General features: G+C 69.8%; 21 protein-coding genes. 13 read left to right on the plus strand and 8 right to left on the minus strand.

Annotated elements, in window-relative coordinates; translation table 11 throughout:
* Positions 1–35 precede the first annotated feature (35 nt).
* The 6 genes from ASF44_RS29225 (at position 36) to ASF44_RS29250 (ending at position 6,261) form a co-directional block, all read left to right on the plus strand.
* Positions 36–1,607: a methyl-accepting chemotaxis protein gene (locus ASF44_RS29225; protein ID WP_056902765.1), complete on the plus strand. Its 1,572-nt coding sequence runs from the start codon at positions 36–38 to the stop codon at positions 1,605–1,607.
* An 82-nt stretch (positions 1,608–1,689) separates the two neighbouring features.
* Positions 1,690–3,855, plus strand: coding sequence for a bifunctional diguanylate cyclase/phosphodiesterase (locus ASF44_RS29230; protein ID WP_056902766.1), 2,166 nt, complete (start codon positions 1,690–1,692; stop codon positions 3,853–3,855).
* Between the two features lie 120 nt (positions 3,856–3,975).
* On the plus strand, positions 3,976–4,323 hold the full coding sequence (locus tag ASF44_RS29235; protein WP_056902767.1) for a YqjD family protein: 348 nt from the start codon (positions 3,976–3,978) through the stop codon (positions 4,321–4,323).
* Between the two features lie 43 nt (positions 4,324–4,366).
* Positions 4,367–4,714: a winged helix-turn-helix domain-containing protein gene (locus ASF44_RS29240; RefSeq protein WP_056902768.1), complete on the plus strand. Its 348-nt coding sequence runs from the start codon at positions 4,367–4,369 to the stop codon at positions 4,712–4,714.
* Positions 4,715–4,786: 72 nt separating this feature from the next.
* Positions 4,787–5,470 carry a molybdate ABC transporter permease subunit gene (gene modB, locus ASF44_RS29245; RefSeq protein WP_056902769.1) on the plus strand — a complete coding sequence of 228 codons (684 nt, stop codon included), beginning with the start codon at positions 4,787–4,789 and terminating at the stop codon, positions 5,468–5,470.
* A gap of 2 nt (positions 5,471–5,472) precedes the next feature.
* A complete protein-coding gene (locus ASF44_RS29250; RefSeq protein ID WP_056902770.1) occupies positions 5,473–6,261 on the plus strand; it encodes an ABC transporter ATP-binding protein in 789 nt (262 codons plus the stop codon).
* A gap of 40 nt (positions 6,262–6,301) precedes the next feature.
* Here the strand turns inward: ASF44_RS29250 and ASF44_RS29255 are convergent, their stop codons facing one another.
* Genes ASF44_RS29255 through ASF44_RS29265 form a run of 3 tightly spaced genes read right to left on the minus strand, consistent with a single transcriptional unit; the run spans position 6,302 to position 8,389 of the window.
* On the minus strand, positions 6,302–7,075 hold the full coding sequence (locus ASF44_RS29255; protein ID WP_056902771.1) for a BPSS1780 family membrane protein: 774 nt from the start codon (positions 7,073–7,075) through the stop codon (positions 6,302–6,304).
* Positions 7,072–8,043 (minus strand): homoserine kinase, encoded by a 972-nt coding sequence (locus ASF44_RS29260; RefSeq protein ID WP_056902772.1) that lies wholly within the window; start codon positions 8,041–8,043, stop codon positions 7,072–7,074. The genes ASF44_RS29255 and ASF44_RS29260 overlap by 4 nt, the downstream gene beginning before the upstream one ends.
* Before the next feature lie 4 nt (positions 8,044–8,047).
* Positions 8,048–8,389 carry a hypothetical protein gene (locus ASF44_RS29265; RefSeq protein WP_056902773.1) on the minus strand — a complete coding sequence of 114 codons (342 nt, stop codon included), beginning with the start codon at positions 8,387–8,389 and terminating at the stop codon, positions 8,048–8,050.
* A 53-nt stretch (positions 8,390–8,442) separates the two neighbouring features.
* Here ASF44_RS29265 and polA point away from each other — a divergent pair, with 53 nt between their 5' ends.
* From polA to ASF44_RS29280, 3 genes are all read left to right on the plus strand, one after another.
* A complete protein-coding gene (gene polA, locus ASF44_RS29270) occupies positions 8,443–11,247 on the plus strand; it encodes a DNA polymerase I (RefSeq protein WP_056902774.1) in 2,805 nt (934 codons plus the stop codon).
* Between the two features lie 111 nt (positions 11,248–11,358).
* A complete protein-coding gene (locus ASF44_RS29275) occupies positions 11,359–12,258 on the plus strand; it encodes a dienelactone hydrolase family protein (protein WP_056902775.1) in 900 nt (299 codons plus the stop codon).
* A gap of 133 nt (positions 12,259–12,391) precedes the next feature.
* Entirely contained in the window at positions 12,392–13,333 is a 942-nt protein-coding gene (locus tag ASF44_RS29280; RefSeq protein WP_056902776.1) for a PA2169 family four-helix-bundle protein, read from the plus strand.
* Here the strand turns inward: ASF44_RS29280 and ASF44_RS29285 are convergent, their stop codons facing one another.
* The 3 genes from ASF44_RS29285 to ASF44_RS29295 form a co-directional block, all read right to left on the minus strand.
* A complete protein-coding gene (locus tag ASF44_RS29285) occupies positions 13,334–14,233 on the minus strand; it encodes a sulfurtransferase (protein WP_056902777.1) in 900 nt (299 codons plus the stop codon).
* Positions 14,234–14,280: 47 nt separating this feature from the next.
* Entirely contained in the window at positions 14,281–15,204 is a 924-nt protein-coding gene (locus ASF44_RS29290; RefSeq protein ID WP_056902778.1) for a DMT family transporter, read from the minus strand.
* A 72-nt stretch (positions 15,205–15,276) separates the two neighbouring features.
* Positions 15,277–16,452 carry an aromatic ring-hydroxylating dioxygenase subunit alpha gene (locus ASF44_RS29295; protein ID WP_056902779.1) on the minus strand — a complete coding sequence of 392 codons (1,176 nt, stop codon included), beginning with the start codon at positions 16,450–16,452 and terminating at the stop codon, positions 15,277–15,279.
* Between the two features lie 256 nt (positions 16,453–16,708).
* On the opposite strand from ASF44_RS29295, the gene xseB reads away from it, so the two are divergent.
* The 4 genes from xseB (at position 16,709) to ASF44_RS29315 (ending at position 21,076) form a co-directional block, all read left to right on the plus strand.
* Positions 16,709–16,948 (plus strand): exodeoxyribonuclease VII small subunit, encoded by a 240-nt coding sequence (xseB, locus tag ASF44_RS29300; RefSeq protein ID WP_056902780.1) that lies wholly within the window; start codon positions 16,709–16,711, stop codon positions 16,946–16,948.
* A complete protein-coding gene (locus ASF44_RS29305) occupies positions 16,945–17,916 on the plus strand; it encodes a polyprenyl synthetase family protein (protein ID WP_056902781.1) in 972 nt (323 codons plus the stop codon). Before xseB ends, ASF44_RS29305 begins: the two co-directional genes overlap by 4 nt.
* A gap of 22 nt (positions 17,917–17,938) precedes the next feature.
* A complete protein-coding gene (gene dxs, locus ASF44_RS29310; protein WP_056902782.1) occupies positions 17,939–19,864 on the plus strand; it encodes a 1-deoxy-D-xylulose-5-phosphate synthase in 1,926 nt (641 codons plus the stop codon).
* A 132-nt stretch (positions 19,865–19,996) separates the two neighbouring features.
* Positions 19,997–21,076: a TRAP transporter substrate-binding protein gene (locus tag ASF44_RS29315; protein ID WP_056902783.1), complete on the plus strand. Its 1,080-nt coding sequence runs from the start codon at positions 19,997–19,999 to the stop codon at positions 21,074–21,076.
* A 41-nt stretch (positions 21,077–21,117) separates the two neighbouring features.
* On the opposite strand, the gene ASF44_RS29320 is transcribed toward ASF44_RS29315, so the two are convergent.
* Together ASF44_RS29320 and ASF44_RS29325 are read right to left on the minus strand one after the other, a co-directional pair.
* Positions 21,118–21,573 (minus strand): hypothetical protein, encoded by a 456-nt coding sequence (locus ASF44_RS29320; RefSeq protein WP_056902784.1) that lies wholly within the window; start codon positions 21,571–21,573, stop codon positions 21,118–21,120.
* Complete coding sequence (locus tag ASF44_RS29325; protein ID WP_056902785.1) at positions 21,570–23,087, minus strand: TRAP transporter large permease subunit; 1,518 nt, start codon at positions 23,085–23,087, stop codon at positions 21,570–21,572. The genes ASF44_RS29320 and ASF44_RS29325 overlap by 4 nt, the downstream gene beginning before the upstream one ends.
* Between the last annotated feature and the right edge of the window lies 1 nt (position 23,088).

Below are 23,088 nucleotides of genomic sequence, written 5' to 3' on the forward strand. Positions count from 1 at the left end.
CTGAGCTCTGGCGGCCGACAGGGGCCGTACGCGACATGGCTGCAGCACCTGCTCCGCGTTCCCTCGGCACCGCCCAGCGCCTGGGCATCCTGATCGCCTGTGCGCTGGCCGGCGTGCTGGCGCTCTCGGCCGCCTTCCTGTGGTCGGAGCGGGGGCTCATCATGGACGAGCGCCAGGCCAGCGTGCGCCAGAACGTGGAGGCGGCGCACAGCGTGCTGGTGTACTACCAGCGCGAGGCGGCGGCGGGACGGCTGACGGAGGCCGAGGCCAAGCGCCAGGCCATGGCCACCATCAAGGCCATGCGCTACAGCGGGGCCGAGTATTTCTGGATCAACGACTTCACGCCGACCATGGTGATGCACCCGATCCGGCCCGAGCTGGACGGCAAGAACCTCTCGGAGAACAAGGACCCCACGGGCAAGCGCCTGTTCGTCGAGTTCGTCAACGTCGCGCGGGCCTCGGGCGCCGGCCACGTGCCCTACCTGTGGCCCAAGCCGGGCAGCGACCAGCCCGTGCCCAAGACCTCCTATGTGCAGGCGTTCCAGCCCTGGGGCTGGATCATCGGCTCTGGCGTGTACGTGGACACCGTGGAGACGGCCTTCCGCCAGCGCCTGCTGCGCTTCGGCCTGGCCGCGCTGCTGCTGGGCGCGGTGCTGGTCGGCATCGGCCTGCTCGTCGCGCGCGGCCTGCTGCGCCAGCTGGGCGGCGAGCCCGCGTATGCGGCCGAGGTGGCGCGCCGCATCGCGCAGGGCGAGCTGGACATGCCCATCGCCGTGCCGCCAAGGGGCGAGGGCAGCCTGTTGCACGCCATGCGCGGCATGCGCGACAGCATCGCCGGCATCGTCGGCGGGGTGCGCCAGGGGGCGGACGCCATCGCCGCAGCCTCCAGCGAGATCGCGGCCGGCAACCACGACCTGTCGGCGCGCACCGAGCGCCAGGCCAGCGCACTGCAGCAGACCGCGGCCTCCATGGAGCAACTGACCGGCACCGTCAAGCAGAACGCCGACAACGCGCGCCAGGCCAGCGCGCTGTCGGCCACGGCCTCGCAGGTGGCGGGCAAGGGCGGGGCAGTGGTGACCGAGGTGGTGGCGACGATGGAGACGCTGACCGCGTCCTCGCGCAAGATCGTGGACATCATCGGTGTGATCGACGGCATCGCGTTCCAGACCAACATCCTCGCGCTCAACGCGGCCGTGGAGGCCGCGCGCGCCGGCGAACAGGGCCGTGGCTTCGCGGTCGTGGCGGGCGAGGTGCGCCATCTCGCGCAGCGCTCGGCCGAGGCCGCCAAGGAGGTGCGTGCGCTGATCCAGGCTTCGGTGCAGAACGCCGAGCACAGCAGCAGCCTGGTGCACCAGGCCGGGGGCACCATGCAGGAGATCGTGGAGAGCGTGCACCGCGTCTCGGCCATCGTGGCGGAGATCGCCGCCGCCAGCCAGGAGCAGTCCCAGGGCATCGACCAGATCAACCAGGCCATCGCCGACATGGATGGCGTGACCCAGCAGAACGCTGCGCTGGTGGAGCAGTCGGCGGCGTCGGCTGCGGCGATGCGCAGCCAGGCCGACCAGCTGGCGCAGCAGGTCGGGGTGTTCCGCATCGGTGCGGGCTGAGGCGCGCCGGGACACGATTGCGCCACAGTCTGGGCGGGCTGGCGCGGCACAGTCCAGGCATCACCAGAAGCCGCCATCCCGCATGAGCCTGTTCCCGAACCTGTTTCCCGAGATGAGCATCCGCCTGAAGCTGCTGGGTGCCTTCCTCGTGATGCTGGCGGGTTTCGTGGTGCTGGCAGGCGCTGCCGTGGTGCTGCAGCTGGTCGGTGCGCAGCGCGCGGCGCTGCAGGAGGCCCAGCACGTGGCGCTGGCCGTGGCGCGCATGTCGGACCAGCCGGGCCCGGCCCAGCGCGACCGGCAGAGCTACTTCGACAGCCTGGGCGTGTTGTTCGACCGCGACATCTTCCTGGTCGATGGCCGCGGTACGGTGGTTGCCGCGACCGACCGCCGCGTCATCGGCCGGCCGTACGAGGTGCCCGAGATCGCGCAGGCCGTGGCGGACGGGCAGCCGCGCGACTTCATCGGCCCCGACGTGTTCGATGGTGCCCCGGCGCACCAGGTGGTGGTGCCCCTGCCGGCGCCCGAAGACGCGGCCGGCGACCACGGTGGCGACGCCGTGGTGTTCGAGTACACCCAGGTCTACGACACGCTGATGGCCGAGGCCAAGCAGGCCGCGGTGCTGACCGTGGTGGCCACCCTCATCCTGGCCGTGCTGGGCTGGATCATGGCCTTTCGCGTCACGCACGCGCTGGTGCGGCCGCTGGCCGAGCTGGAAGGCACGGTCGCGCTGGTCGCGGCGGGCAACCATGGCGCGCGGCTGCGCGTGCGTTCCAACGACGAGATCGGCCGGCTGGCCTCGGCCGTCAACCGCATGGCGGCCGACCTGCAGCGCCAGCACGACGCGCTGCAGGAACGCAACGCCGCGCTGGCGCGCAGCAACGCGTTGCTGCAAGAAGGCATCGCCCGCCAGCAGGAGGCGGCCGAGCGCATCCAGCACCTGGCCTACAACGACAGCCTGACGGACCTGCCGAACCGCAACCAGTTCGGTGCCATGCTGGCCACGGCGGTGGCGCGGGCCGCGCACCAGCGCCATCCCTTCGGGTTGTTCTTCCTCGACCTGGACCGCTTCAAGCAGATCAACGACACGCTGGGCCACGGTGCGGGCGATGCGCTGCTGCAGGAGGTGGCGCGCCGGCTGCGCCACACGCTGCGCGAGGGCGATGCCGTGGCACGCCTGGGCGGCGACGAATTCGTGGTGCTGGTGGACGAGCTGCGCGGCGACCGCCATGCCGAGGCCGTCGCGCTCAAGATCCTGCAGGCCGTCGCGCGGCCTTTCGCGATCCCCGGGCACGAGTTGCGCGTGAGCGCCAGCGTGGGCATCAGCCGCTATGGCCGCGACGGGCACGACGGGTCCACGCTCATGAAGCGCGCCGACATCGCGATGTACCAGGCGAAGGCCGCCGGCAAGAGCAACTTCGCCTTCTACTCGTCGGCCCACGACGACAACTCCATCGCCCGGCTGCAGCTGGAGTCCCGGCTGCGCTGCGCGCTGGAACGCCAGGAGCTGGAGCTGCACTACCAGCCCAAGCTGGACCTGCGCAGTGGCCGCATCAAGGGCATGGAGGCGCTCCTGCGCTGGCCCAACCCCGAGTTGGGCATGGTGGCGCCGCAGCAGTTCATTCCGGTGGCCGAGGAAACCGGCCTGATCGTGCCGCTGGGCAAGTGGGCGCTGCGCCAGGCCTGCCTGCAGAACATGGCCTGGTTGGCGCAGGGCCTGGCCGGCCTGACGGTGGCGGTCAACCTCTCGCCCCGCCAGTTCGGCGATGCCGACCTGCTGGCCGACATCGTGTCCATCCTCCACGAGACCGGCATGGACGGCCGGCTGCTGGAGCTGGAGATCACCGAGAGCGCGATCATGCAGGACGCCGAGGCCGGCCGCCGGCTGCTGCGCTCGCTCAAGTCGCTGGGCGTGCGCATCGCGATCGACGATTTCGGCACCGGCTACTCGTCGCTGTCCACGCTCAAGCAATTCCCGATCGACACGCTCAAGATCGACCGCTCCTTCATCGCCGACCTCGCCTGCGATCCGGAAGACCGCGGGTTGACCGAGGCCATCATCCAGATGGCCCGCACGCTGAAGCTGCACCTGGTGGCCGAAGGCGTCGAGCAGGAGGCGCAGAAGACCTTCCTGTGCGAACGCGGCTGCGACGAGTTGCAGGGCTACCTGTTCAGCAGGCCGCTGCCGGCCGCGGAGTTCGCCGCGTTCGTGCAGCGCCAGCGCGGCATCGACCGGCTGGCCGCCGTCTGAACACGCACTAGCGCGCGGCCAGCGCGCGCGTCCTACAGCCGTATCGACGTTCTCCGACAGTGCCGGCGCGACCGGCTGCGTACGCTCCACTGTCGATCCATCGACAAACAGGAGCTCAGCATGCACAACGACACCCCCGCCTTCGCACCGACCCTGGACACCGGCAAGCTGCAGCGCGGTGTGCAGGAGGTCGGCGAGAACCTGCACTCCACCATCGACCGCGTGGCCCAGCCGGTGCACCAGGTCGTGGAGCGCGCATCGGCCGGCGCCCACCAGACGGTGGACCGCATGGCCAACGGCGTGGCAGAGGCGGCGCAGCGCCTGGATGCGAAGATCGACCGCGTGCGCGCCACGCCCAACCAGGCGCTGGAGGGTGCGCGCGAGTACGTGGCCGCCCGGCCGCTGAAGACCGTGGCCGCGGCGCTGGCGCTGGGGTGGCTGATCGGCCGCATCGGCGCCTACCGCTGACCGGCGGCGCCGGGCCGGGGCCGCCGGCACAATGTGCGGCCATATGAAATCCAAAGTGCAGTTTCGTCTGCGCATCTACCGCAACGAGAGCATCGCCATCGGTCCCGGCAAGGTGGCCCTGCTGGAGGCCGTGGCCGAGACCGGCTCGATCTCAGCGGCGGCGCGCCACCTGGGCATGTCCTACCGCCGCGCATGGGTGCTCATCGATGAGACCAACCGCGCGCTGGCGACGCCTGCGGTGAACACCGCCGCTGGCGGCGCCCACGGCGGCGGCACGGCGCTGACGGACGTGGGCATCGAGCTCGTGACGCGCTACCGGGCCATCGAGAACACCGCGCGGCTGGCTGCCGCCGCCGACATCACCGCACTGAACCGCCTGCTGGCACCTTAGCCGGGCACTGCGACCCGCACCGCATGCGGCTGTCGGCGCCAGGCGCTGTGCCAGAATCTGCGCTGTATTTTCATGGACACGACGCGCGCACTCCTGGCCGGCATGGACTGGCATCCCCTGATCCTGTCCATCCAGGTGGCGACGGTCGCGACCGGGGTTGCCTTGCTGCTGGGCATCGCGCTGGGCTGGCTGGTCGGCCGCTGCCGCTTTCCGGGCCGCCAGTTGCTGGAGGCGGCCTGCATGCTGCCCATGGTGCTGCCGCCCACCGTGGTCGGCTACGGCATCCTGGTGCTCGCGGGCCGGCGCAGCCCGCTCGGCGCCTGGCTGCGCGAGCATTTCGACTACTCCATCATCTTCAGCTGGCACGGCGCGGTGGTGGCCTCGGCCATCGTGGCGCTGCCGCTGGTGCTCAAGTCGGCCAGCGCCGCCTTTGCGGGTGTCGACCGTTCGCTCGAGGCGGCGGCGGCCACGCTGCGCCAGTCGCCGCTGTCGGTGTTCCTGCGCGTCACGCTGCCGCTGGCCTGGCCGGGCATCCTGGCCGGCACGCTGCTGGCGTTCGCGCGGGCCATGGGCGAGTTCGGCGCATCGCTGATGGTGGCCGGCTCCATCCCCGGGCAGACGCAGACGCTGTCCATGGCCATCTACGACGCCAGCCAGGCCGGGCAGGACGAGCTAGCCTTGCTGATGGTCGTCATCACCTCGGTGCTGTCGATCACGGTGCTGCTGCTGTCCAACCGCCTGCTGGCACCGCGCTGAGCATGGCCGCGCACATCGATGTCGACCTGCAGCTGACCGTGGCGGACGGGCGGCGCAGCTTCACGCTGTCGGCCGCGTTCGCCTCCGATGCGGCGTTCGTCGCGCTGTACGGGCCGTCGGGCTCGGGCAAGTCGCTCACGCTGCAGGCCATGGCCGGGCTGCTGCGGCCCGCGGCCGGCCATGTGCGGGTGGCCGGCCGCACGCTGTTCGACAGCGCCGCCGGCACCAACCTGCCGCCGGCGGCCCGCCGCATCGGCTACCTGTTCCAGGACTACGCGCTGTTTCCCCACCTCAGCGTGCGCCAGAACATCGCGTTCGGGCTGACCTCCTGGCGCCACCGGCGGCTGACGGACGCGCAGCAGGCGCGCATCGAGGCGCTGCTGCAGAACTTCGGCCTTGCCGCGATGGCCGGCAGCCGGCCGGGCACCCTGTCGGGCGGCCAGCGCCAGCGCGTGGCCCTGGCGCGGGCGCTGGCCTGCGAGCCCAACCTGCTGCTGCTGGACGAACCGTTCGCCGCCCTGAACCCGATGCTGCGCGAGGAACTGCGCGCCGAACTGGCCGCTGCCTGCCGCGCGGCCGCGATCCCGGCGCTGATGATCACGCACGATGTGGACGATGCGCTGGCCCTGGCCGACGAGGCCTTCGTCTACAGCGAAGGACGCATCGTGCGCCGCGTGGATCTGCGTGCCGGGGTCGAACAGGTGCTGCAGCGCGAGGCACTGACCGGCGTCTGCGCCCCGGCCGCCACGCCGCTGCGCCTGAAGCTGCAGCGCATGCTGCGGGGCGGCTGAGCCTCGGTGCGGCGCTGAGCTGCCGAATCCAGGCTGGACTTCAGGCCTCGGTGGTCAAGGCTGCCGGTGCTTCGCTTTCCACGAAGCAGTCGCGGAAGGTGAAGTAGATCGAGGTCGACATCATGGCCGCCATCAGGAAAGCGAACGGCATCATGACCATGCTGGCGGCCTCGGCGCTGCCCACCAGCGAGGCGAAGATCGCGATCACCATGCCCATCGCCATCACCAGGCCGGCCCAGGCCAGGCCGTAGACGAGGAACGCGCGGGCATTGCGCAGGCAGGCCACGATGCTGAAGAACAGGCTCTTGGCCGGCGACACGCCATGCCAATGCACGAGCGCGGGCGCGTGCCAGAACATCAGGAAGATCGGCAGGTGCAGCAGCAGCGTGAGCAGCACCGCGCCGCTGACCTGCTGGGCAGCTGGCGTGCCGGCCTGGGCGGGGGCCTCTGGCGTTGGCAGCAGCGCCGACACGATGAGGGACACCAGCGTGGACAGCACCGCGTAGGCCAGGCCCAGCACCAGCATGGCCTTCATGCGCTGCTGCCCGGCGCGGAACGCGCTGGCCAGCACCGTCGGCATCGGGAAGCGGCCCTGGGCCGCCTCGCGCGTGGCCGCCATCAGCCCCAGCGTGCTGGCGGGCACCAGCACGCCGGCCAGCAGCACGCCGATGCCGGGGAACTGCGAGACGATCAGCATGACCGCCATGTACATGAAGAACAGGCCCACCAGGGCCAGCGGCTGGCGGAAGAAGGTCTGGATGCCCTCGCGCACCCATTGGACGCCGGTGCGGGCGGGGACGATGTTCAGGTTCATGCGAAGGCGGGCGCAAAGCGCGTCGCGCGGGCGCGCAGCACGCGCTCGAAATGGCCAGGGTCGTGCGGCGTCAGCATCGCGGCTTCGCGCGGCAGGTGGTAGTCCCACAGCCGCGAGATCCAGAAGCGCAACGCACCGGCACGCAGCATGGCGGGCAGCAGTTCTCGCTCGGGGCCCGTCAATGCACGCTCGGCCCCGTAGGCGTCGAGGAAGGCGGCCGTGCGCTCGGGGTCGGCCTGGCCATCGGCCAGGTCGATGCACCAATCGTTCAGGCACACGGCGATGTCGAACAGCCAGGTGTCCACGCCTGCGAAGTAGAAGTCGAAGAAGCCGGTCAGCACGGGCGCCTGGCCGGGCAGCTGTTCGAACATCACGTTGTCGCGGAACAGGTCGGCGTGCACCGGGCCGCGCGGCAGCGCGGCGTAGGCAGAGGAGGCTGCCACATGGTTCTGGTAGGCCAGCTCGCCCTGCAGCAACGCGGCCTGTTCCGGCTCCAGGTGGGGCAGGACCACGGGCGCGGTCTCGTTCCACCAGGGCAGGCCGCGCAGGTTGGGCTGGTGGCGCTCGTAGTCACGGCCGGCCAGGTGCATGCGGGCCAGCATGGCGCCCACGGCCGCGCAGTGCGCGGGGCCTGGCGCCAGTTCGCTCGCGCCACGCAGCCGGTTGACCAGTGCAGCCGGCTTGCCGTTGACGCGGTGCAGGATGCTGCCTTGCGCGTCCGGCGCCGGATCGGGCACCGGGATGCCGCGGCGCGCCAGGTGCTGCATCAGGTGCAGGTAGAAGGGCAGTTGCGCGAACGACAGGCGTTCGAACAGCGTGAGCACGTGCTGGCCGCGTTCGCTGTCGACGAAGTAGTTGGTGTTCTCGATGCCGCCCTGGATGCCGCGCAGCTTGCGCAGCTCGCCCAGCCCCAGGGTGTTCAGCAGGGCCTGGGCATCGTGTTCTGTGACCTCGGTGAAGACTGCCACGGTGTCAGAAGCCGAGCACTTTCCACACGCGCTGCCCGGCATTGCCCTGGGCGTTGTCGCGTTCGTTGCCGGGCCGCACGCGCGCGCCGTTGTGCGGCACGATCTCGTAGGCCGGCATGGCGCTGTTGAGCGGCTGCACGGTGATGCTCTGGGGTTCGCCGCCATAGCGCAATTCGTCGATGCGCGCGCCCTTGTCCTCGATGCGGATGTGCTCGATCCGCTTGTCCGTGCCGGACGTGCCCGGCTGGTCCGCGACGAGCGGCGCCGGGGCCGTGCCGGCAGGTGCCTGCGCCCAGGCCGAAGCCGTGGCCGCGAGGCAGAAAAAGAGGAGGGCGGGTGCGCGCATGGCGGCATTGTAGGTGGCGGCGAATGGCCCGTTGCCAAAGGCACAATGCCCCGATGAGCGACACGAATACCCTGCTGCTGGTCGACGGTTCCAGCTATCTGTACCGGGCCTACCACGCGCTGCCGGACCTGCGCGGCCCCGACCAGTTTCCGACCGGCGCGCTCCACGGCATGGTGGCCATGCTGACCAAGCTGCGGGCCCAGTTTCCGTCCGCGCATGCCGTCTGCGTGTTCGACGCGCCGGGCAAGACCTTCCGCGACGACTGGTACCCCGAGTACAAGGCCAACCGCGCCGCCATGCCCGAGCCGCTGGTGCAGCAGATCGCGCCCATCCACGAGGTGGTGCGGCTGCTGGGCTGGCCGGTGCTGACGATCCCGGGGATCGAGGCGGACGACGTGATCGGCACGCTGGCGCGCCGCATGGCCGCGCGCGGCGGCAAGGTCATCGTCTCCACCGGCGACAAGGACATGGCGCAGCTGGTGGACGAGCATGTCACGCTGATCAACACCATGAGCAACGAGACGCTGGACCCCGCTGGTGTGCAGGCCAAGTTCGGCGTGCCGCCGGAGCGGATCGTGGACTATCTGTCGCTCATCGGCGATGCGGTGGACAACGTGCCCGGCGTCGACAAGGTCGGCCCCAAGACGGCCGTCAAGTGGCTGGCCGAGCACGGCTCGCTCGACGGCGTGATGGCCGCGGCTGGCGCCATCAAGGGCGTGGCTGGCGAGAACCTGCGCAAGGCGCTCGAATGGCTGCCGCTGGGCCGCCGGCTGGTGACCATCCACACCGATTGCGACCTGGCCGCGCACGTGGCCGGCTGGCCGGCGGAGGGTGCGTTCGAGGCGTTGAAGTTCGCCGAGCCCGACCCGGCGCAGTTGCTGGACTTCTACCAGCGCTACGGCTTCAAGACCATGGGCCGCGAGCTGGAGGCGCGCATGGCCGCCACCAAGCCCGCGCCCGGCAGCACGGACGATCTGTTCGCAGAAGGTGCCGGCACCGCCGACGCACCCGCGGCCACGGCCTGCGAAGCGGCGCCGCCCAGCGGCGACTACCAGACCGTGGCGAGCTGGGAGCAGCTGGACGCCTGGATCGCCCGCCTGCGGGCCGCGCCACTCGCCGCGCTGGACACCGAGACCGATTCGCTGGACCCGATGCGTGCGCGCATCGTCGGCATCTCGTTCGCGCTGCAGGCGCGCGAGGCCGCCTACATCCCGCTGGCGCACAACTACGCCGACGCGCCCGACCAGTTGCCGCTGGAGGAGGTGCTGGCGCGCCTGAAGCCCTGGCTGGAGGACGAATCGGCCGGCAAGATCGGCCAGAACATCAAGTACGACAGCCACGTGTTCGCCAACCACGGCATCACGGTGTGCGGCTGGCGCCACGACACGCTGCTGCAGAGCTACGTGGTCGAGGCCCACAAGCCGCACAGCCTGGAGAGCCTGGCCGACCGCCACCTGGGCCGCAAGGGCTTGAGTTACGAGGACATCTGCGGCAAGGGCGCCAAGCAGATCCCGTTCGCCCAGGTCGACGTGCAGACCGCCACCACCTATTCCGGCGAAGACAGCGAGATGGTGCTGGACGTGCACCGCGTGCTGTGGCCCGAGCTCGACGCCGAACCGGCCGCCGCGCCGAGCCGGCGCTACGTCTACGAGCAGATCGAGATGCCGACCAGCGCCGTGCTGCAGCGCATCGAGCGCCATGGCGTGCTGGTGGATGCGGCCGTGCTGAACAAGCAGAGCCAGGCACTGGCCGAACGCATGCTCGCGCTGGAGCAGCAGGCCTACGAGCTGGCCGGCCAGCCGTTCAACATGGGCAGCCCCAAGCAGATCGGCGAAATCCTGTTCACCAAGCTCGGCATCCCGGTGCAGAAGAAGACCGCCACGGGCGCCCCGTCCACCGACGAGGAGGTGCTGGAAAAGCTGGCGGCCGACTACCCGCTGCCGGCGCGGCTGCTGGAGCACCGCAGCCTGTCCAAGCTCAAGGGCACCTACACGGACAAGCTGCCGCTGATGGTCAACCCGATCACGGGCCGCGTGCACACCAACTATGCGCAGGCCGTGGCCGTGACGGGCCGGCTCTCCAGCAACGAGCCCAACCTGCAGAACATCCCGATCCGCACGCCCGAGGGCCGGCGCGTGCGCGAGGCCTTCATCGCGCCGCCGGGCCACCGCATCGCCAGCGCCGACTACTCGCAGATCGAGCTGCGCATCATGGCCCACATCAGCGAAGACCCCGGCCTGCTGGCCGCCTTCGCCGAAGGCCGCGACGTGCACCGCGCCACGGCCGCCGAGGTCTTCGGCGTGGCCGTGGACGCCGTCAGCAGCGAGCAGCGCCGCTACGCCAAGGTCATCAACTTCGGCCTCATCTACGGCATGGGCGCGTTCGGCCTGGCCAGCAACCTGGGCATCGACCAGAAGGCCGCCAAGAACTACATCGACCGCTACTTCGACCGCTTCGCGGGCGTCAAGCGGTACATGGACGAGACGCGTGCCCAGGCGGCCGCGCAGGGCTACGTCGAGACGCTGTTCGGCCGGCGCATCGTGCTGCCCGAGATCCAGGGCGGCAGCGGCCCGCGCCGCGCCGCGGCCGAGCGCCAGGCCATCAACGCGCCCATGCAGGGCACGGCGGCCGACCTCATCAAGCTGGCCATGATCGCGGTGCAGGCCGAGATCGACCGCGCCGCCAAGTCCACGCGCATCGTGATGCAGGTGCACGACGAGCTGGTGTTCGAGCTGCCCGAGGACGAGGCCGACTGGGTGCGCACCGAGGTGCCGCGGCTGATGGCCGGCGTGGCCAGCCTCAAGGTGCCGCTGCTGGCAGAGGTGGGCTTCGGCGCGAACTGGGACCAGGCCCACTGAAAGCTGCGTGCGGACCGGCGCGCGCCTGCGGTGTCGTCGCGCGCGGACGGTTGGCGCGGAACGTTTCGCGCCGGCGCGGCTCAGTCCACTTCCATCCACCGAGGAGTCAGCATGCTGCGTGAAGATCTCAAGTCCGATTTCGATTCCCTGCTGCCGGGCAGCAGCACCGAGCTGGGCGCTTCGCGCCGTACCGCGCTGAAGGCGGCGCTGGGCGTGGGCTATGCGGCCTCGACCTTGCCCATCATGGCGCAGACCGCCGTCAAGACCTCGGCGGAGGGGCTCACGGCCGGCGAGATCAGCTTCGAGGTCAACGGCTTCAAGGTGCCGGCCTACCGCGCCGCGCCGGCCGGCAAGACCGGCCTTCCGGTGGTGCTGGTGATCCAGGAGATCTTCGGCGTGCACGAGTACATCGCCGACACCGCACGCCGTTTCGCGAAGGCGGGCTATCTCGCGATCGCGCCCTCGCTGTACGCGCGCCAGGGCGACCCGACGCAGTACACCGAGATCGCCAAGCTGCAGGCCGAACTCGTGTCCAAGGTGCCCGATGCCCAGGTCATGGCCGATCTCGACGCGGCCGTGAAGTGGGCCGGTGCCAATGGCGGCGATGTGTCCAAGCTGGGCATCACCGGTTTTTGCTGGGGCGGGCGCATCACCTGGCTCTACAGCGCGCACAACCCGGGCGTGAAGGCCGGCGTGGCCTGGTACGGGCGCCTGGTGGGCAATGCCAGCGAACTCACGCCGCGCCACCCGGTGGATGTGGTGGGCCAGCTGCACGGCCCGGTGCTGGGCCTGTACGGCGGCGCCGACACCGGCATCCCGCTCGACACGGTGGAGAAGATGAAGGCCGCGCTGGCCCAGGGCAGCGCCGCCGCCAAGGCCTCGGAGTTCGTCGTGTATCCGGACGCGCCGCACGCCTTCCATGCCGACTACCGCCCCAGCTTCCGCCAGGGCCCGGCCGAGGACGGCTGGAAGCGCGCCCTGGCCTGGTTCAAGGCCAAGGGCGTGGCCTGATCCTCGGCGGCGCTGCGGCCTGCGCCTACGGGCGCCTTCGGGCCTGGACGACGCCGCACGCGCGGCGGCGCTCCGAACATGGGCACAAGTCCCGACGCGGGACCTTGTTCAACCCAAGCGAAGGAGCACGACCATGGCAGCAGCCGACGAGCGCGAACTGCGCAATCTCGATCCCATCACCGAAGCGCCCGGCGCGCATCCCGTCGGCACCGGCGTGGGGGCCGCGGGTGGCGGCGTCGCGGGGGCGGCCATCGGTGCCGTCGGCGGCCCGATCGGCGCGGCGGTCGGCCTGGTGGCAGGCGCGCTGGTGGGCGGCCTGGCCGGCAAGGCAACGGCCGAGCGCATCAATCCCACGCTGGAAGAAGCCTACTGGCGCGAAAGCTACACGCGCGAACCCTATTACGAGGCCGGCCGCAGCTACGACGACTACGGGCCGGCCTATGCCTACGGCTGGGGCGCGACCGCCACCTACCCGGGCGCCTTCGAGGACGCCGAGCCGGAACTGGCGCGCGACTGGGAGCGGCAACGCGGCGGCTCGTCGCTGGACTGGCAGCAGGCGCGGCCGGCGACGCGCGCGGCCTGGGACCGTGTGCAGACGCCTGGTTCGACGACGGAAGAGTTCGACCGCGACGATGTGCTCGAGACGTTGGACGACCTGCTGAAGACGTGTCGCGATGGCCAGAAGGGCTTCGAGGAAGCCGCCGAACACACCCGCACCGCCACGCTGGCCACGTTGCTGCGCGACCGTGCCCAGGCCTGCGCCCAGGGTGCGCAGGACCTGGTCGCGGCCATCGGCCGCCTGGGAGGCGAGGCCAACGACCGCGGCAGCGCCACCGGGGCCCTGCACCGTGGCTGGGTCAGCGCGCGCGGCAGCGTGGGCGCGCTGAGCGACCTGGACATGCTCGAGGAATGCGAACGCGGCGAGGACACCGCGCTGGCCCGTTACCGCAAGGCGCTGCAGCAGCCGCTGCCGGCCGACGTGCGCACGCTGGTCCAGCACCAGATGGAAGGTGCCCAGCGCAACCACGACGAGATCAAGCGGCTGCGCGACGCGGAGCGCGCACGCAAGGCCTGATCAGCCGCCCGTCGCGACGGGGCGGCTCGGGTCGCTGCACCAGTCGCTCCAGCTGCCGGCATACAGCGCAGTGGCGGGATAGCCCGCCACCTGCATGGCCAGCAGGTTGGGCACGGCGCTGACGCCGCTGCCGCACTGGTGCACGACGCTGGCCGGATCGCGGCCGGCCAGCAACGCATCGAACTCGGCGCGCAGCTGCTCTGCGGGCTTGAAGCGTCCGTCCGCGCCGATGTTCTGCGCGAACGGGCGGTTCAGCGCACCCGGAATGTGGCCTGCCACCGGGTCGAGCGGTTCGGTCTCGCCGCGGTAGCGCGGACCGGCGCGCGCGTCCAGCACGGTCTGGACGGGGCTTTCCAGCTGCGCCAGCACCTCCTTCGCATCGACCAGCCGGACCAGCGGCGCGTGCAATTCGAAGTTGCTGCGGAAGTGCCCGGGTTCATCGCCCGATGCCACCTCGCCACCGGCGGCCTGCCAGGCCTGCAGGCCACCGTCGAGCACGGCAACGGCTTCGTGGCCGGCCCACTTGAGCATCCACCACAACCGGCCGCAGTAGTTCGCGCCCTGCCGGTCGTACACCACGGCCTGCATGCCGTTGGCCAAGCCGATGCTGGACAGCCAGATCGCAAACTTCTCGCGGTTGGGCAAGGGATGCCGGCCGCCCGAGGCGGGCGTGTCGGCGGCCTGCGCCGTCAAGGCTCCGTGCTTGCCGGGGGCGCCATGCATGGCGCTCAGGTGGCGGTCGAGGTCGGCGCGCACGGCGCCGGGGATGTGGGCCTCGCGGTACTGCGCGTCGCCGGCGTGCGGCTGCATGAGTTCGAAGCTGCAGTCGAACAGCATCTGCGGCTGGCCGCTGGCGCGCAGCGTGCGCAGCTGCTCCGGCGTGATCAGGGTGGTGTACATGGCACTCGGATTCGTGTTGGACGCGCCATTGTGGCGTGCCCGCGCGCTCAATGTTCCTCGGCCGGGGCCTTGGGAACCGCGCGCTGGCGCAGCACGGTGGCGACCACGCCGCTGGCAATGACCAGGCCCATGCCGACGACGCCCGCCGTGTCGATCACGTCGTCGAACAGCAGCACGCTGAAGATGGACGCGAAGATGATGCCCGAGTACTGCAGGTTGGCCACCACCAGCGTGCCGGCCTGCGTCTTGGCCTGAGCGTAGGCGCGCGTCATGCACAGCTGGCCCAGGGCCGCCAGCACGCCGATGGGCAGCAGCCACAGCGCATGCAGCCAGTTCCAGGGCGACAGGCCCGTGAACAGCATCCACAACCCGCCCATCACGGCCGCGCCGAGCGCGAAATAGAAGACCGTGCGGGTCTCGGGCTCGCCGATGCGCGACAGCGCGATGACCTGCAGGTAGGCGAAGGCCGCCGTGAGGCCGGAGATCAGGCCCACCATGCCGGCGAAGCCCTGGCTCGGGTTCATGTCGGGTTTGAGGATCAGCACCACGCCCACGAAGCCGACCAGCACCGTCAGTGCCAGAACGCCCTGCAGCGGCGGCAGCGGCACGCGGCCGTCGCGCCCCGGGATCGGCACCCAGGCGAGCAGTGCGCCGCCGACCAGAAAGGTGGCGATCCAGATGCTGCTCATGTAGTTCAGCGTCATCGCCGCGGACAGCGGGATGTGGGCGATGGCGTAGAACCAGCAGCCCAGCGAGAAGGTGCCGATCACGCTGCGCCAGACATGCATGCCCGGATAGCGCGTGGCCAGCGACACGCCCTGGCGCCGCGCCAGAACGCCGATGAAGACCACCCCGACGATGCCGCGCCAGAACACCAGTTCGGCGCTGTTGAACGAGGCCGAGGCGAACTTGACGCACACGCCCATGGCGGCGAACAGGAACGCCGACGCCACCATCCAGAGACCTTGCATGACCCGTATTGCTTGTTGTGAGGGTGACAAGAAAAAGGGGCACGAGGCCCCTTGGCAGGCGCGCCGAAGGCCTCAGCGCTCCAGCGCCTGGAACGGCCGCGCCAGCGGCACGCCCTGCAACTGGCGCCGGTACCACTCGTGGAAGTGCTGCATGCCGTCTTCCATGGGACTCTGGTAGGGGCCGGCCTCGTCGTCGCCACGCGCCAGCAGCGCCTTGCGGCCGGCGTCCATGCGCAGCGCGATCTCGTCGTCCTCCACGCAGGTCTCCATGTAGGCGGCCTGCTGGGCGTCGACGAACTCGCGCTCGAAGGCGGCGATCTCTTCGGGGTAGTAGAACTCCACCGTGTTGAGCGTCTTCTGCGGCGACACCGGGTACAGCGTGGACACCGTCAGCACGTGCGGATACCACTCCACCATGACGGTGGGGTAGTAGGTCAGCCAGATCGCGCCGTAGCGCGGGGGCTGGCCGTTGCGGTAGTCCATCAGCGCTTTCTGCCAGCGCTGGTAAGCCGGGCTGCCGGCCTTGCCCAGGCGGCCGGCGATGCCGACGGTCTGCACCGAGTGGTGCTCGCCGAACTCCCAGCGCAGGTCGTCGCAGGTCACGAAGTTGCCCAGGCCGGGGTGGAACGGGCCGACGTGGTAGTCCTCCAGGTAGACCTCGATGAAGGTCTTCCAGTTGTAGTCGCACGTGTGCAGTTCCACGCGGTCGAACACGTAGCCGTCGAAGTTGAGGTCCGCGCGCGGCCCCAGGCGGGACAGCTCGCGCTCCACGCGGCCCGGCTCGGCGCCCTCAAACAGCAGGCCGTTCCAGTTCTGCAACGGGTAGTTCGCCAGGTTCAGGCAGGGGTCCTGCGCGAAATGCGGCGCGCCCAGCAGCGTGCCGGCCGGGCTGCCGCGCCCGCCGCTGTAGGTCCAGCGGTGCAGCGGGCACACGATGTTGCCGCCCGCGCTGCCGCTTTGCGTGGCCGCCAGCGAACCGCGGCCCTTCAGGATCACGGCCTGGCGGTGGCGGCAGACGTTGGAGACGAGGTCCACACCCTGGGGCGTGCGCACCAGCGCACGGCCCTCCCGTTCCTGCGGCAGCACGTGGTAGTCGCCGACCTGCGGCACCAGGAGTTCATGCCCCACGTAGCGGGGTCCGCGCTGGAAGATCGTCTCCAACTCGCGCTGGAACAGCGCCTCGTCGAAATAGCTGGAAACGGGAAGTTGGCTTTGGGCCTGCTGAAGTTGAAGACTTAAATCAGACATGCATGTCCTGACCTAGAGACTCCCCCTATGAAGGGGCAGGGTAGGCGCCTGTTCCGTCGGCACCAAGGCACCAGTGGGATTTGCGCGGGAGGGGTGGATCGGCTGAGCCGCCGAGGCTCCTTTCGAAGCGTTGCCGCTTGCTAGGGAAAAAGAGGCGCGATTGTAGCTGCGGTCGATGTCAGTCCACCCCGTAAGGAATGGCTGGCGGCGCAGCGCCTAAAATCCCGCTTTCCGTCTGCAACTTTCCCTCCTGCCCATGCCCAAGGCCTCTGCCTCGCCCCCACCCGACCCGGTCAGCTACGAGGCCGCGCTGCAGGAGCTCGAGGCGCTGGTGGGCCAGATGGAGTCCGGCCAGATGCCGCTCGATGGCCTGCTCACCGGCTACCACCGCGGCGCCGACCTGCTGCAGTTCTGCCGCGGCCGGCTCGATGCGGTGGAAGACCAGATCCGCGTGCTGGACCAGCAGGGCCAGGTCAAGCCCTGGAGCCAGGAATGAGTTCCGTGGCTGTATCCGCCGATTTCGATCTGGCCGCCTGGAGCACCGCCACGCTGGACCGCGTGGAGACGGCGCTCTCTGCCTGGGTGGCGCCCGGCGCGGCCGATGACGACGGCCACGAGGCCCCGGCTGCGCTGCGCGAGGCCATGCGCTATGCCGTGCTGGATGGCGGCAAACGGCTGCGCCCGCTGCTGGTGCTCGCGGCGCGCGCGGCGGTGTCCGGCACCGAGAGCGATGGCGCTGCCCGTTCGCTGGACGACGCCGCGCTGCGTGCGGCCTGCGCGGTCGAGCTGATCCACGCCTATTCCCTGGTGCACGACGACATGCCCTGCATGGACAACGACGTGCTGCGCCGGGGCAAGCCCACCGTGCACGTGCGCTTCGGCGAAGCGCAGGCGCTGCTGGCCGGCGATGCCCTGCAGGCGCTGGCCTTCGAGCTGCTGACCGCCGAGCAGGCCAGCGCCCCGGCCAGCGTGCAGGCCACGCTGTGCCGCCTGCTGGCGCGCGCCGCAGGCTGCGAGGGCATGGCCGGCGGCCAGGCCATCGACCTGGCCAGCATCGGCCGGCCCCTGTCGGAGGACCAGCTGCGCGACATGCACCGCCTGAAGACCGGTGCATTGCTGCAAGGCAGCGTGATGATGGGTGCCGCATGCTGCGACGCCCACAGCAGCTGCAGCGCGCAGGCGCTGCGGGGCCTGGCCGCCTATGGCGCGGCGCTGGGCCTGGCGTTCCAGGTCGTGGACGACATCCTGGACGTGACGGCCGATTCGGCCACGTTGGGCAAGACCGCCGGCAAGGACGCCGCGCAGGACAAGCCCACCTATGTTTCGGTGCTGGGCCTGGCGCGTTCGCAGGCCTATGCGCAGGAGTTGCTGGACCATGCGCTGGCAGCGCTGGACGGCGCCGGCCTGCCCGACACGCGCGCGCTGCGCGCCCTGGCCGACATGGTCGTGAACCGCTCCACCTGAGCCCTACGGAGAGACAAACCCCATGGCGAATCCGGACGCAGCGGCCTACCCCCTGCTGATGCGCATCAACGACCCGGCCGACCTGCGCCGGCTGCCGCGCCACGAGCTCAAGCCCCTGGCCGACCAGTTGCGCGCCTTCGTGCTGGACAGCGTGTCCAAGACAGGCGGCCACCTGAGCTCCAACCTCGGCACGGTGGAACTCACGGTGGCACTGCACTACGTCTTCAACACGCCCACCGACCAGTTGGTCTGGGACGTGGGCCACCAGACCTATCCGCACAAGATCCTGACCGGCCGGCGCGACCGCATGCCCACGCTGCGTCAGCTGGGCGGCCTCTCGGGCTTTCCGATGCGCGCGGAGAGCCCGTACGACACCTTCGGCACGGCGCATTCCTCGACCTCGATCTCGGCGGCCCTGGGCATGGCCATGGCCGCCAAGCAGAAGGGCGAGGACAGCCACGCCGTGGCCATCATCGGCGACGGTGCGCTGACGGCCGGCATGGCCTTCGAGGCGCTCAACAACGCGGGCGTGTGCGACTGCAACCTGCTCGTGATCCTGAACGACAACGACATGAGCATCAGCCCGCCCGTGGGCGCGCTGAACCGCTACCTTGCGCAGCTGCTGTCGGGCAACTTCTACGCGCGTGCCAAGAACGTCGGCAAGCAGGTGCTGAAGGCCGCGCCGCCGCTGTTCGAGCTGGCCAAGCGGCTCGAGCAGCATGCCAAGGGCATGGTCGTGCCGGGCACGATGTTCGAGCAGTTCGGCTTCAACTACATCGGCCCGATCGACGGCCACGACCTCGAATCGCTGGTCCCCACGCTGGAGAACATCCGCCAGTTGAAGGGGCCGCAGTTCCTGCACGTGGTCACGAAGAAGGGCCAGGGCTACAAGCTGGCCGAGGCCGACCCCGTGGCCTACCACGGGCCCGGCAAGTTCGATCCGCGCGTCGGCCTGGTCAAGCCCAGCACGCCGTCCAAGCCCACCTTCACGCAGGTGTTCGGCCAATGGCTGTGCGACATGGCGGCGCAGGATCCGCGGCTGGTCGGCATCACGCCGGCGATGCGCGAAGGCTCGGGCATGGTCGAGTTCGAGCAGCGCTTTCCCAAGCGCTACTATGACGTGGGCATCGCCGAGCAGCATGCCGTGACCTTCGCCGCGGGCATGGCCACGCAGGGGCTCAAGCCCGTGGTGGCGATCTACTCCACCTTCCTGCAGCGCGCCTACGACCAGCTGATCCACGACGTGGCGCTGCAGAACCTGCCGGTCGTGTTCGCACTGGACCGTGCCGGCCTCGTCGGGGCCGACGGTGCCACGCACGCCGGTGCCTACGACATCCCGTTCCTGCGCTGTGTTCCCAACATGGCGATCGCCTGCCCGGCCGACGAGAGCGAGTGCCGCGGCCTGCTGAGCGCAGCCTTCGCCCAGGACCATCCGGTGGCTGTGCGCTACCCGCGTGGTGCCGGCGTCGGCACGGCCGTGGCCGCCGCCCTGCAGCCGCTGCCCTACGGCAAGGGCGAGGTGCGGCGCCAGGCGCAGCAACCCGCTGCGGGCCGGCGCATCGCCATCCTGGCCTTCGGCACGCTGCTGTACCCCGCGCTGGAGGCGGCCGAGCGGCTCAACGCCACGGTCGTCAACATGCGCTGGGCCAAGCCGCTGGACACCGAACTGCTGCTGCAGGTCGCGGCCGAGCACGATGCGCTGGTCACGGTGGAGGAGGGCGCCATCATGGGTGGTGCGGGCAGCGCCGTAGCCGAGGCGCTGGCTGCCGCGGGCGTGGTCAGGCCGCTGCTGCAGCTGGGCCTGCCGGACCGCTTCATCGAGCATGGCGACCCGGCCAAGCTGCTGGCCCTGCAGGGCCTGGATGCGCCTGGCATCGCCAAGGCGGTCGGGGCCCGTTTTCCTTCTCTCGTCGAGCAGGCCCAGGCCGCACTCAAGCTCGTTGCGTGAACCCCGCGTTCGGGGGTAAACCCGCAAGAAGCGGCTTGTAACCGCTTTCTACAATCGGCGCCGACCGCGTGTCCCCGTTTCTCCAAAAGGGAAACGGGCTTTTCTTTTGCTGATTCTTCGGAGAGCTTTTCAATGGATCGTCGTTCCGTCATCAAGAATGCAGGCATTGCCGGTGTGCTGGCCGCGGGCATCGCGCCGGCCGTGCATGCCCAGGCGGCAGTGCGCTGGCGCCTGGCCTCGAGCTTCCCCAAGTCCCTGGACACCATCTTCGGTACGGCAGAGGTGTTCGCCAAGAAGGTGAGCGACATCACGGGCGGCAAGTTCCAGATCTCGGTGCATGCCGGTGGCGAACTGATGCCGGCCTTCGGCGTCGTCGATGGCGTGCAGAACGCGTCCGTGGAAATGGCCCATACCGCGCCGTACTACTTCTACGGCAAGGACCCGACCTTCTGCCTGGGCTGCGCCGTGCCCTTCGGCATGAACGCGCGCCAGATGACCGCCTGGATGTACGAGGGCAATGGCCTGAAGCTCATGCGCGAGTTCTACGCCAAGTACAACATCATCAACCTGCCGGGCGGCAACACCGGCGCGCAGATGGGTGGCTGGTTCCGCAAGGAGATCAAGACCGTCGCCGACCTCAAGGGCCTGAAGTTCCGCACCAACCCGTTCGCCGGCAAGGTGCTCGAGCCCTTCGGCGTGGTGCCGCAGTCCATCCCCGGCGCCGACCTGTACCCGGCCCTGGAAAAAGGCACGCTGGATGCGCTGGAGTGGGTCGGCCCCTACGACGACCAGAAGCTGGGCTTCAACAAGGTCGCCAAGTACTACTACTACCCCGGCTGGTGGGAAGGCGGCCCGCAGCTGGACTTCTACATCAACAACAAGGCCTGGGATGCGTTGCCCGCGGAGTACAAGGCCGCCGTCGAGGCCGCGGCCTCGCACGCCCACGTGACCATGACCGCCAAGTACGACGCGCGCAACCCCATCGCGCTCAAGCAGATGGTGGGCACCGGCACGCTGCTGCGTCCGTTCAGCAACGAGATCATGAATGCGGCCTTCAAGTCGGCCCAGGAGATCTATGCCGACCTGAACGCCAACAACCCGGAGTGGAAGAAGATCTACCCCGACTACCAGAAATTCCTGGCCGACCAGAACGCCTGGTTCCGCTTCGCCGAAGGCCTGTTCGACCGCTTCATGCAGCAGCAAAAGCTCTGAGCTTCTGCCGCCTGGACCCAGCCCGCCGCCCGGCGGGCTTTTTATTTGTGGGCCGGCAGGTGCTGCTGGGCGACCAGCAGTGAGAAGGCGATCAGCAGCTGCGGATCGGCGCTGTGGAACCAGGTCACGCCGCCGCCGCGCCGGCGCACCAGCAGGCGCGGCGCGACGATGCGCTCGAGCCAGGGCAGGTGCACGAGCTTGAGCGAGGACACGTCGCCCACCCGCACGCGCTTGGTCCAGACCCAGGTCTGCGACAGCTCGCCATCGGCCAGCCGCGTGCGGCTGCGCACGATCCAAGTGCCCATCCAGAGCACCATGGCGGCGGCCGCGGCGAACACCACAAGGCCGGTGGCGTTCCACTGCGCCTGCAACAGCTTGGGGGCTTGCCACAGGCCCAGCAGCACGAGGTCGGCCACGAGGACCACGGCCAGCATGCGCGCGGCACGCGGGAACGCCGGGCTGTCCTGCGCGGCAGGCGCCGCGCCGGGCTCGGTCATGGCTTGGTGGGGGTTTCGGCCGGTGCCGATTCGGCCGGCGCCGGGCTGTTGCCGAAGGGGTTCTCCATGTCGACATTGCCCTCGGCGGGGCCCTGCATGTCGGCCGGCATCTCCAGCTGGATCTTGTCGGTGTCCACCTGCACCTCCTTGTCGAGGAACACGGTGACGGTCTGCGGGAAGAAGATCACGATGACCACCAGCAGCAGCTGCAGCCCGACCCAGGGGATGGAGCCCATGTAGATGTCGCGCGAATCGATGCGCTTGGCGAGCGTGCCGTTCTTGAACAGCGTGTCTGCGATGCCGCGCAGGTAGAACAGCGCGAAGCCGAACGGCGGGTGCATGAACGAGGTCTGCATGTTCACGCACAGCAGCACGCCGAACCAGACCATGTCGATGCCCAGCTTGTGCGCCACGGGGCCCAGCAGCGGCAGGATGATGAAGGCGATCTCGAAGAAGTCGAGGAAGAACGCCAGGAAGAACACGAAGACGTTCACCGCGATCAGGAAGCCGATCTGGCCACCCGGCAGGCTCGACAGCATGTGCTCGACCCAGATCGCCCCGTCCACGCCCTGGAACACCAGCGAGAACACACGCGAGCCGATCAGGATGAACACCACCATCGCAGTGAGGCGCATGGTGCCCTGCATGGCCTCCCACAGCATCTGCCAGCTCAGGCGCCGGTGGATCAGCGCGAGCACCAGCGCACCGACGGCGCCCATGGCGCCGGCCTCGGTCGGCGTGGCGATGGCGTGGTCCATGAAGGGCAGGCCGCCCATCGAGCCCAGCACCGCGAAGATCAGGATGGCCGAGGGGATGATGCCGCGCAGGCACTTGCCCCACAGCGCCCAGCCGTTCAAGGTGCGTGCGCTGGCCGGCAGGCCCGGCACCTTGTGCGGCGCGATGCGGCCCAGCAGGAAGGTGTAGGCGGCGAAGATCAGCACCTGCAGGATGGATGGACCCCAAGCACCCTTGTACATGCTGCCCACGTCGGTGCCGAGCTGGTCGGCCATGACGATCAGCACCAGCGAGGGCGGGACCAGCTGGGTGATCGTGCCCGAGGCCGCCAGCACGCCGGTGGAGTAGCGCGTGTCGTAGCCGTAGCGCATCATCACCGGCAGCGAGATCATGGCCATGGCGATGACCTGGCCGGCCACGGTGCCCGTGATCGCGCCGAGGATGAAGCCGACGATGATGACCGAATAGCCCAGGCCGCCGCGCACGGGGCCGAACAGCTGGCCCATGGAGTCCAGCATGTCCTCGGCCAGCCCGCACTTCTCCAATATCGCGCCCATCAGCGTGAAGAACGGAATCGCGAGCAGCGTTTCGTTGGACAGGATGCCGAACACGTTGAGCGGCAGGTTGGCCATGAAGTTGGCCGGGAACCAGCCCATCTCGATGGCGATGAAGCCGCTGAACAGGCCGAGCGCGGCCAGCGAGAACGCGACCGGAAAGCCGATCAGCATGATGACCACGAGGCCCGCGAACATCAGCGGGGCGAAGTTTTCCATGTGCATG

The organism is Pseudorhodoferax sp. Leaf274 (genome assembly GCF_001422445.1).
Lineage (GTDB): Bacteria > Pseudomonadota > Gammaproteobacteria > Burkholderiales > Burkholderiaceae_C > Pseudorhodoferax.

Excerpts from the sequence above, each read along its gene's own strand:
- ASF44_RS29225 (WP_056902765.1), top strand. The coding sequence starts at position 36 with ATGGCTGCAGCACCTGCTCCGCGTTCCCTCGGCACCGCCCAGCGCCTG.
- ASF44_RS29230 (WP_056902766.1), top strand. The coding sequence starts at position 1,690 with ATGAGCCTGTTCCCGAACCTGTTTCCCGAGATGAGCATCCGCCTGAAG.
- ASF44_RS29235 (WP_056902767.1), top strand. The coding sequence starts at position 3,976 with ATGCACAACGACACCCCCGCCTTCGCACCGACCCTGGACACCGGCAAG.
- ASF44_RS29240 (WP_056902768.1), top strand. The coding sequence starts at position 4,367 with ATGAAATCCAAAGTGCAGTTTCGTCTGCGCATCTACCGCAACGAGAGC.
- modB (WP_056902769.1), top strand. The coding sequence starts at position 4,787 with ATGGACACGACGCGCGCACTCCTGGCCGGCATGGACTGGCATCCCCTG.
- ASF44_RS29250 (WP_056902770.1), top strand. The coding sequence starts at position 5,473 with ATGGCCGCGCACATCGATGTCGACCTGCAGCTGACCGTGGCGGACGGG.
- ASF44_RS29255 (WP_056902771.1), bottom strand. The coding sequence starts at position 7,075 with ATGAACCTGAACATCGTCCCCGCCCGCACCGGCGTCCAATGGGTGCGC.
- ASF44_RS29265 (WP_056902773.1), bottom strand. The coding sequence starts at position 8,389 with ATGCGCGCACCCGCCCTCCTCTTTTTCTGCCTCGCGGCCACGGCTTCG.
- polA (WP_056902774.1), top strand. The coding sequence starts at position 8,443 with ATGAGCGACACGAATACCCTGCTGCTGGTCGACGGTTCCAGCTATCTG.
- ASF44_RS29275 (WP_056902775.1), top strand. The coding sequence starts at position 11,359 with ATGCTGCGTGAAGATCTCAAGTCCGATTTCGATTCCCTGCTGCCGGGC.
- ASF44_RS29280 (WP_056902776.1), top strand. The coding sequence starts at position 12,392 with ATGGCAGCAGCCGACGAGCGCGAACTGCGCAATCTCGATCCCATCACC.
- ASF44_RS29285 (WP_056902777.1), bottom strand. The coding sequence starts at position 14,233 with ATGTACACCACCCTGATCACGCCGGAGCAGCTGCGCACGCTGCGCGCC.
- ASF44_RS29290 (WP_056902778.1), bottom strand. The coding sequence starts at position 15,204 with ATGCAAGGTCTCTGGATGGTGGCGTCGGCGTTCCTGTTCGCCGCCATG.
- ASF44_RS29295 (WP_056902779.1), bottom strand. The coding sequence starts at position 16,452 with ATGTCTGATTTAAGTCTTCAACTTCAGCAGGCCCAAAGCCAACTTCCC.
- xseB (WP_056902780.1), top strand. The coding sequence starts at position 16,709 with ATGCCCAAGGCCTCTGCCTCGCCCCCACCCGACCCGGTCAGCTACGAG.
- ASF44_RS29305 (WP_056902781.1), top strand. The coding sequence starts at position 16,945 with ATGAGTTCCGTGGCTGTATCCGCCGATTTCGATCTGGCCGCCTGGAGC.
- dxs (WP_056902782.1), top strand. The coding sequence starts at position 17,939 with ATGGCGAATCCGGACGCAGCGGCCTACCCCCTGCTGATGCGCATCAAC.
- ASF44_RS29315 (WP_056902783.1), top strand. The coding sequence starts at position 19,997 with ATGGATCGTCGTTCCGTCATCAAGAATGCAGGCATTGCCGGTGTGCTG.
- ASF44_RS29320 (WP_056902784.1), bottom strand. The coding sequence starts at position 21,573 with ATGACCGAGCCCGGCGCGGCGCCTGCCGCGCAGGACAGCCCGGCGTTC.
- ASF44_RS29325 (WP_056902785.1), bottom strand. The coding sequence starts at position 23,087 with ATGCACATGGAAAACTTCGCCCCGCTGATGTTCGCGGGCCTCGTGGTC.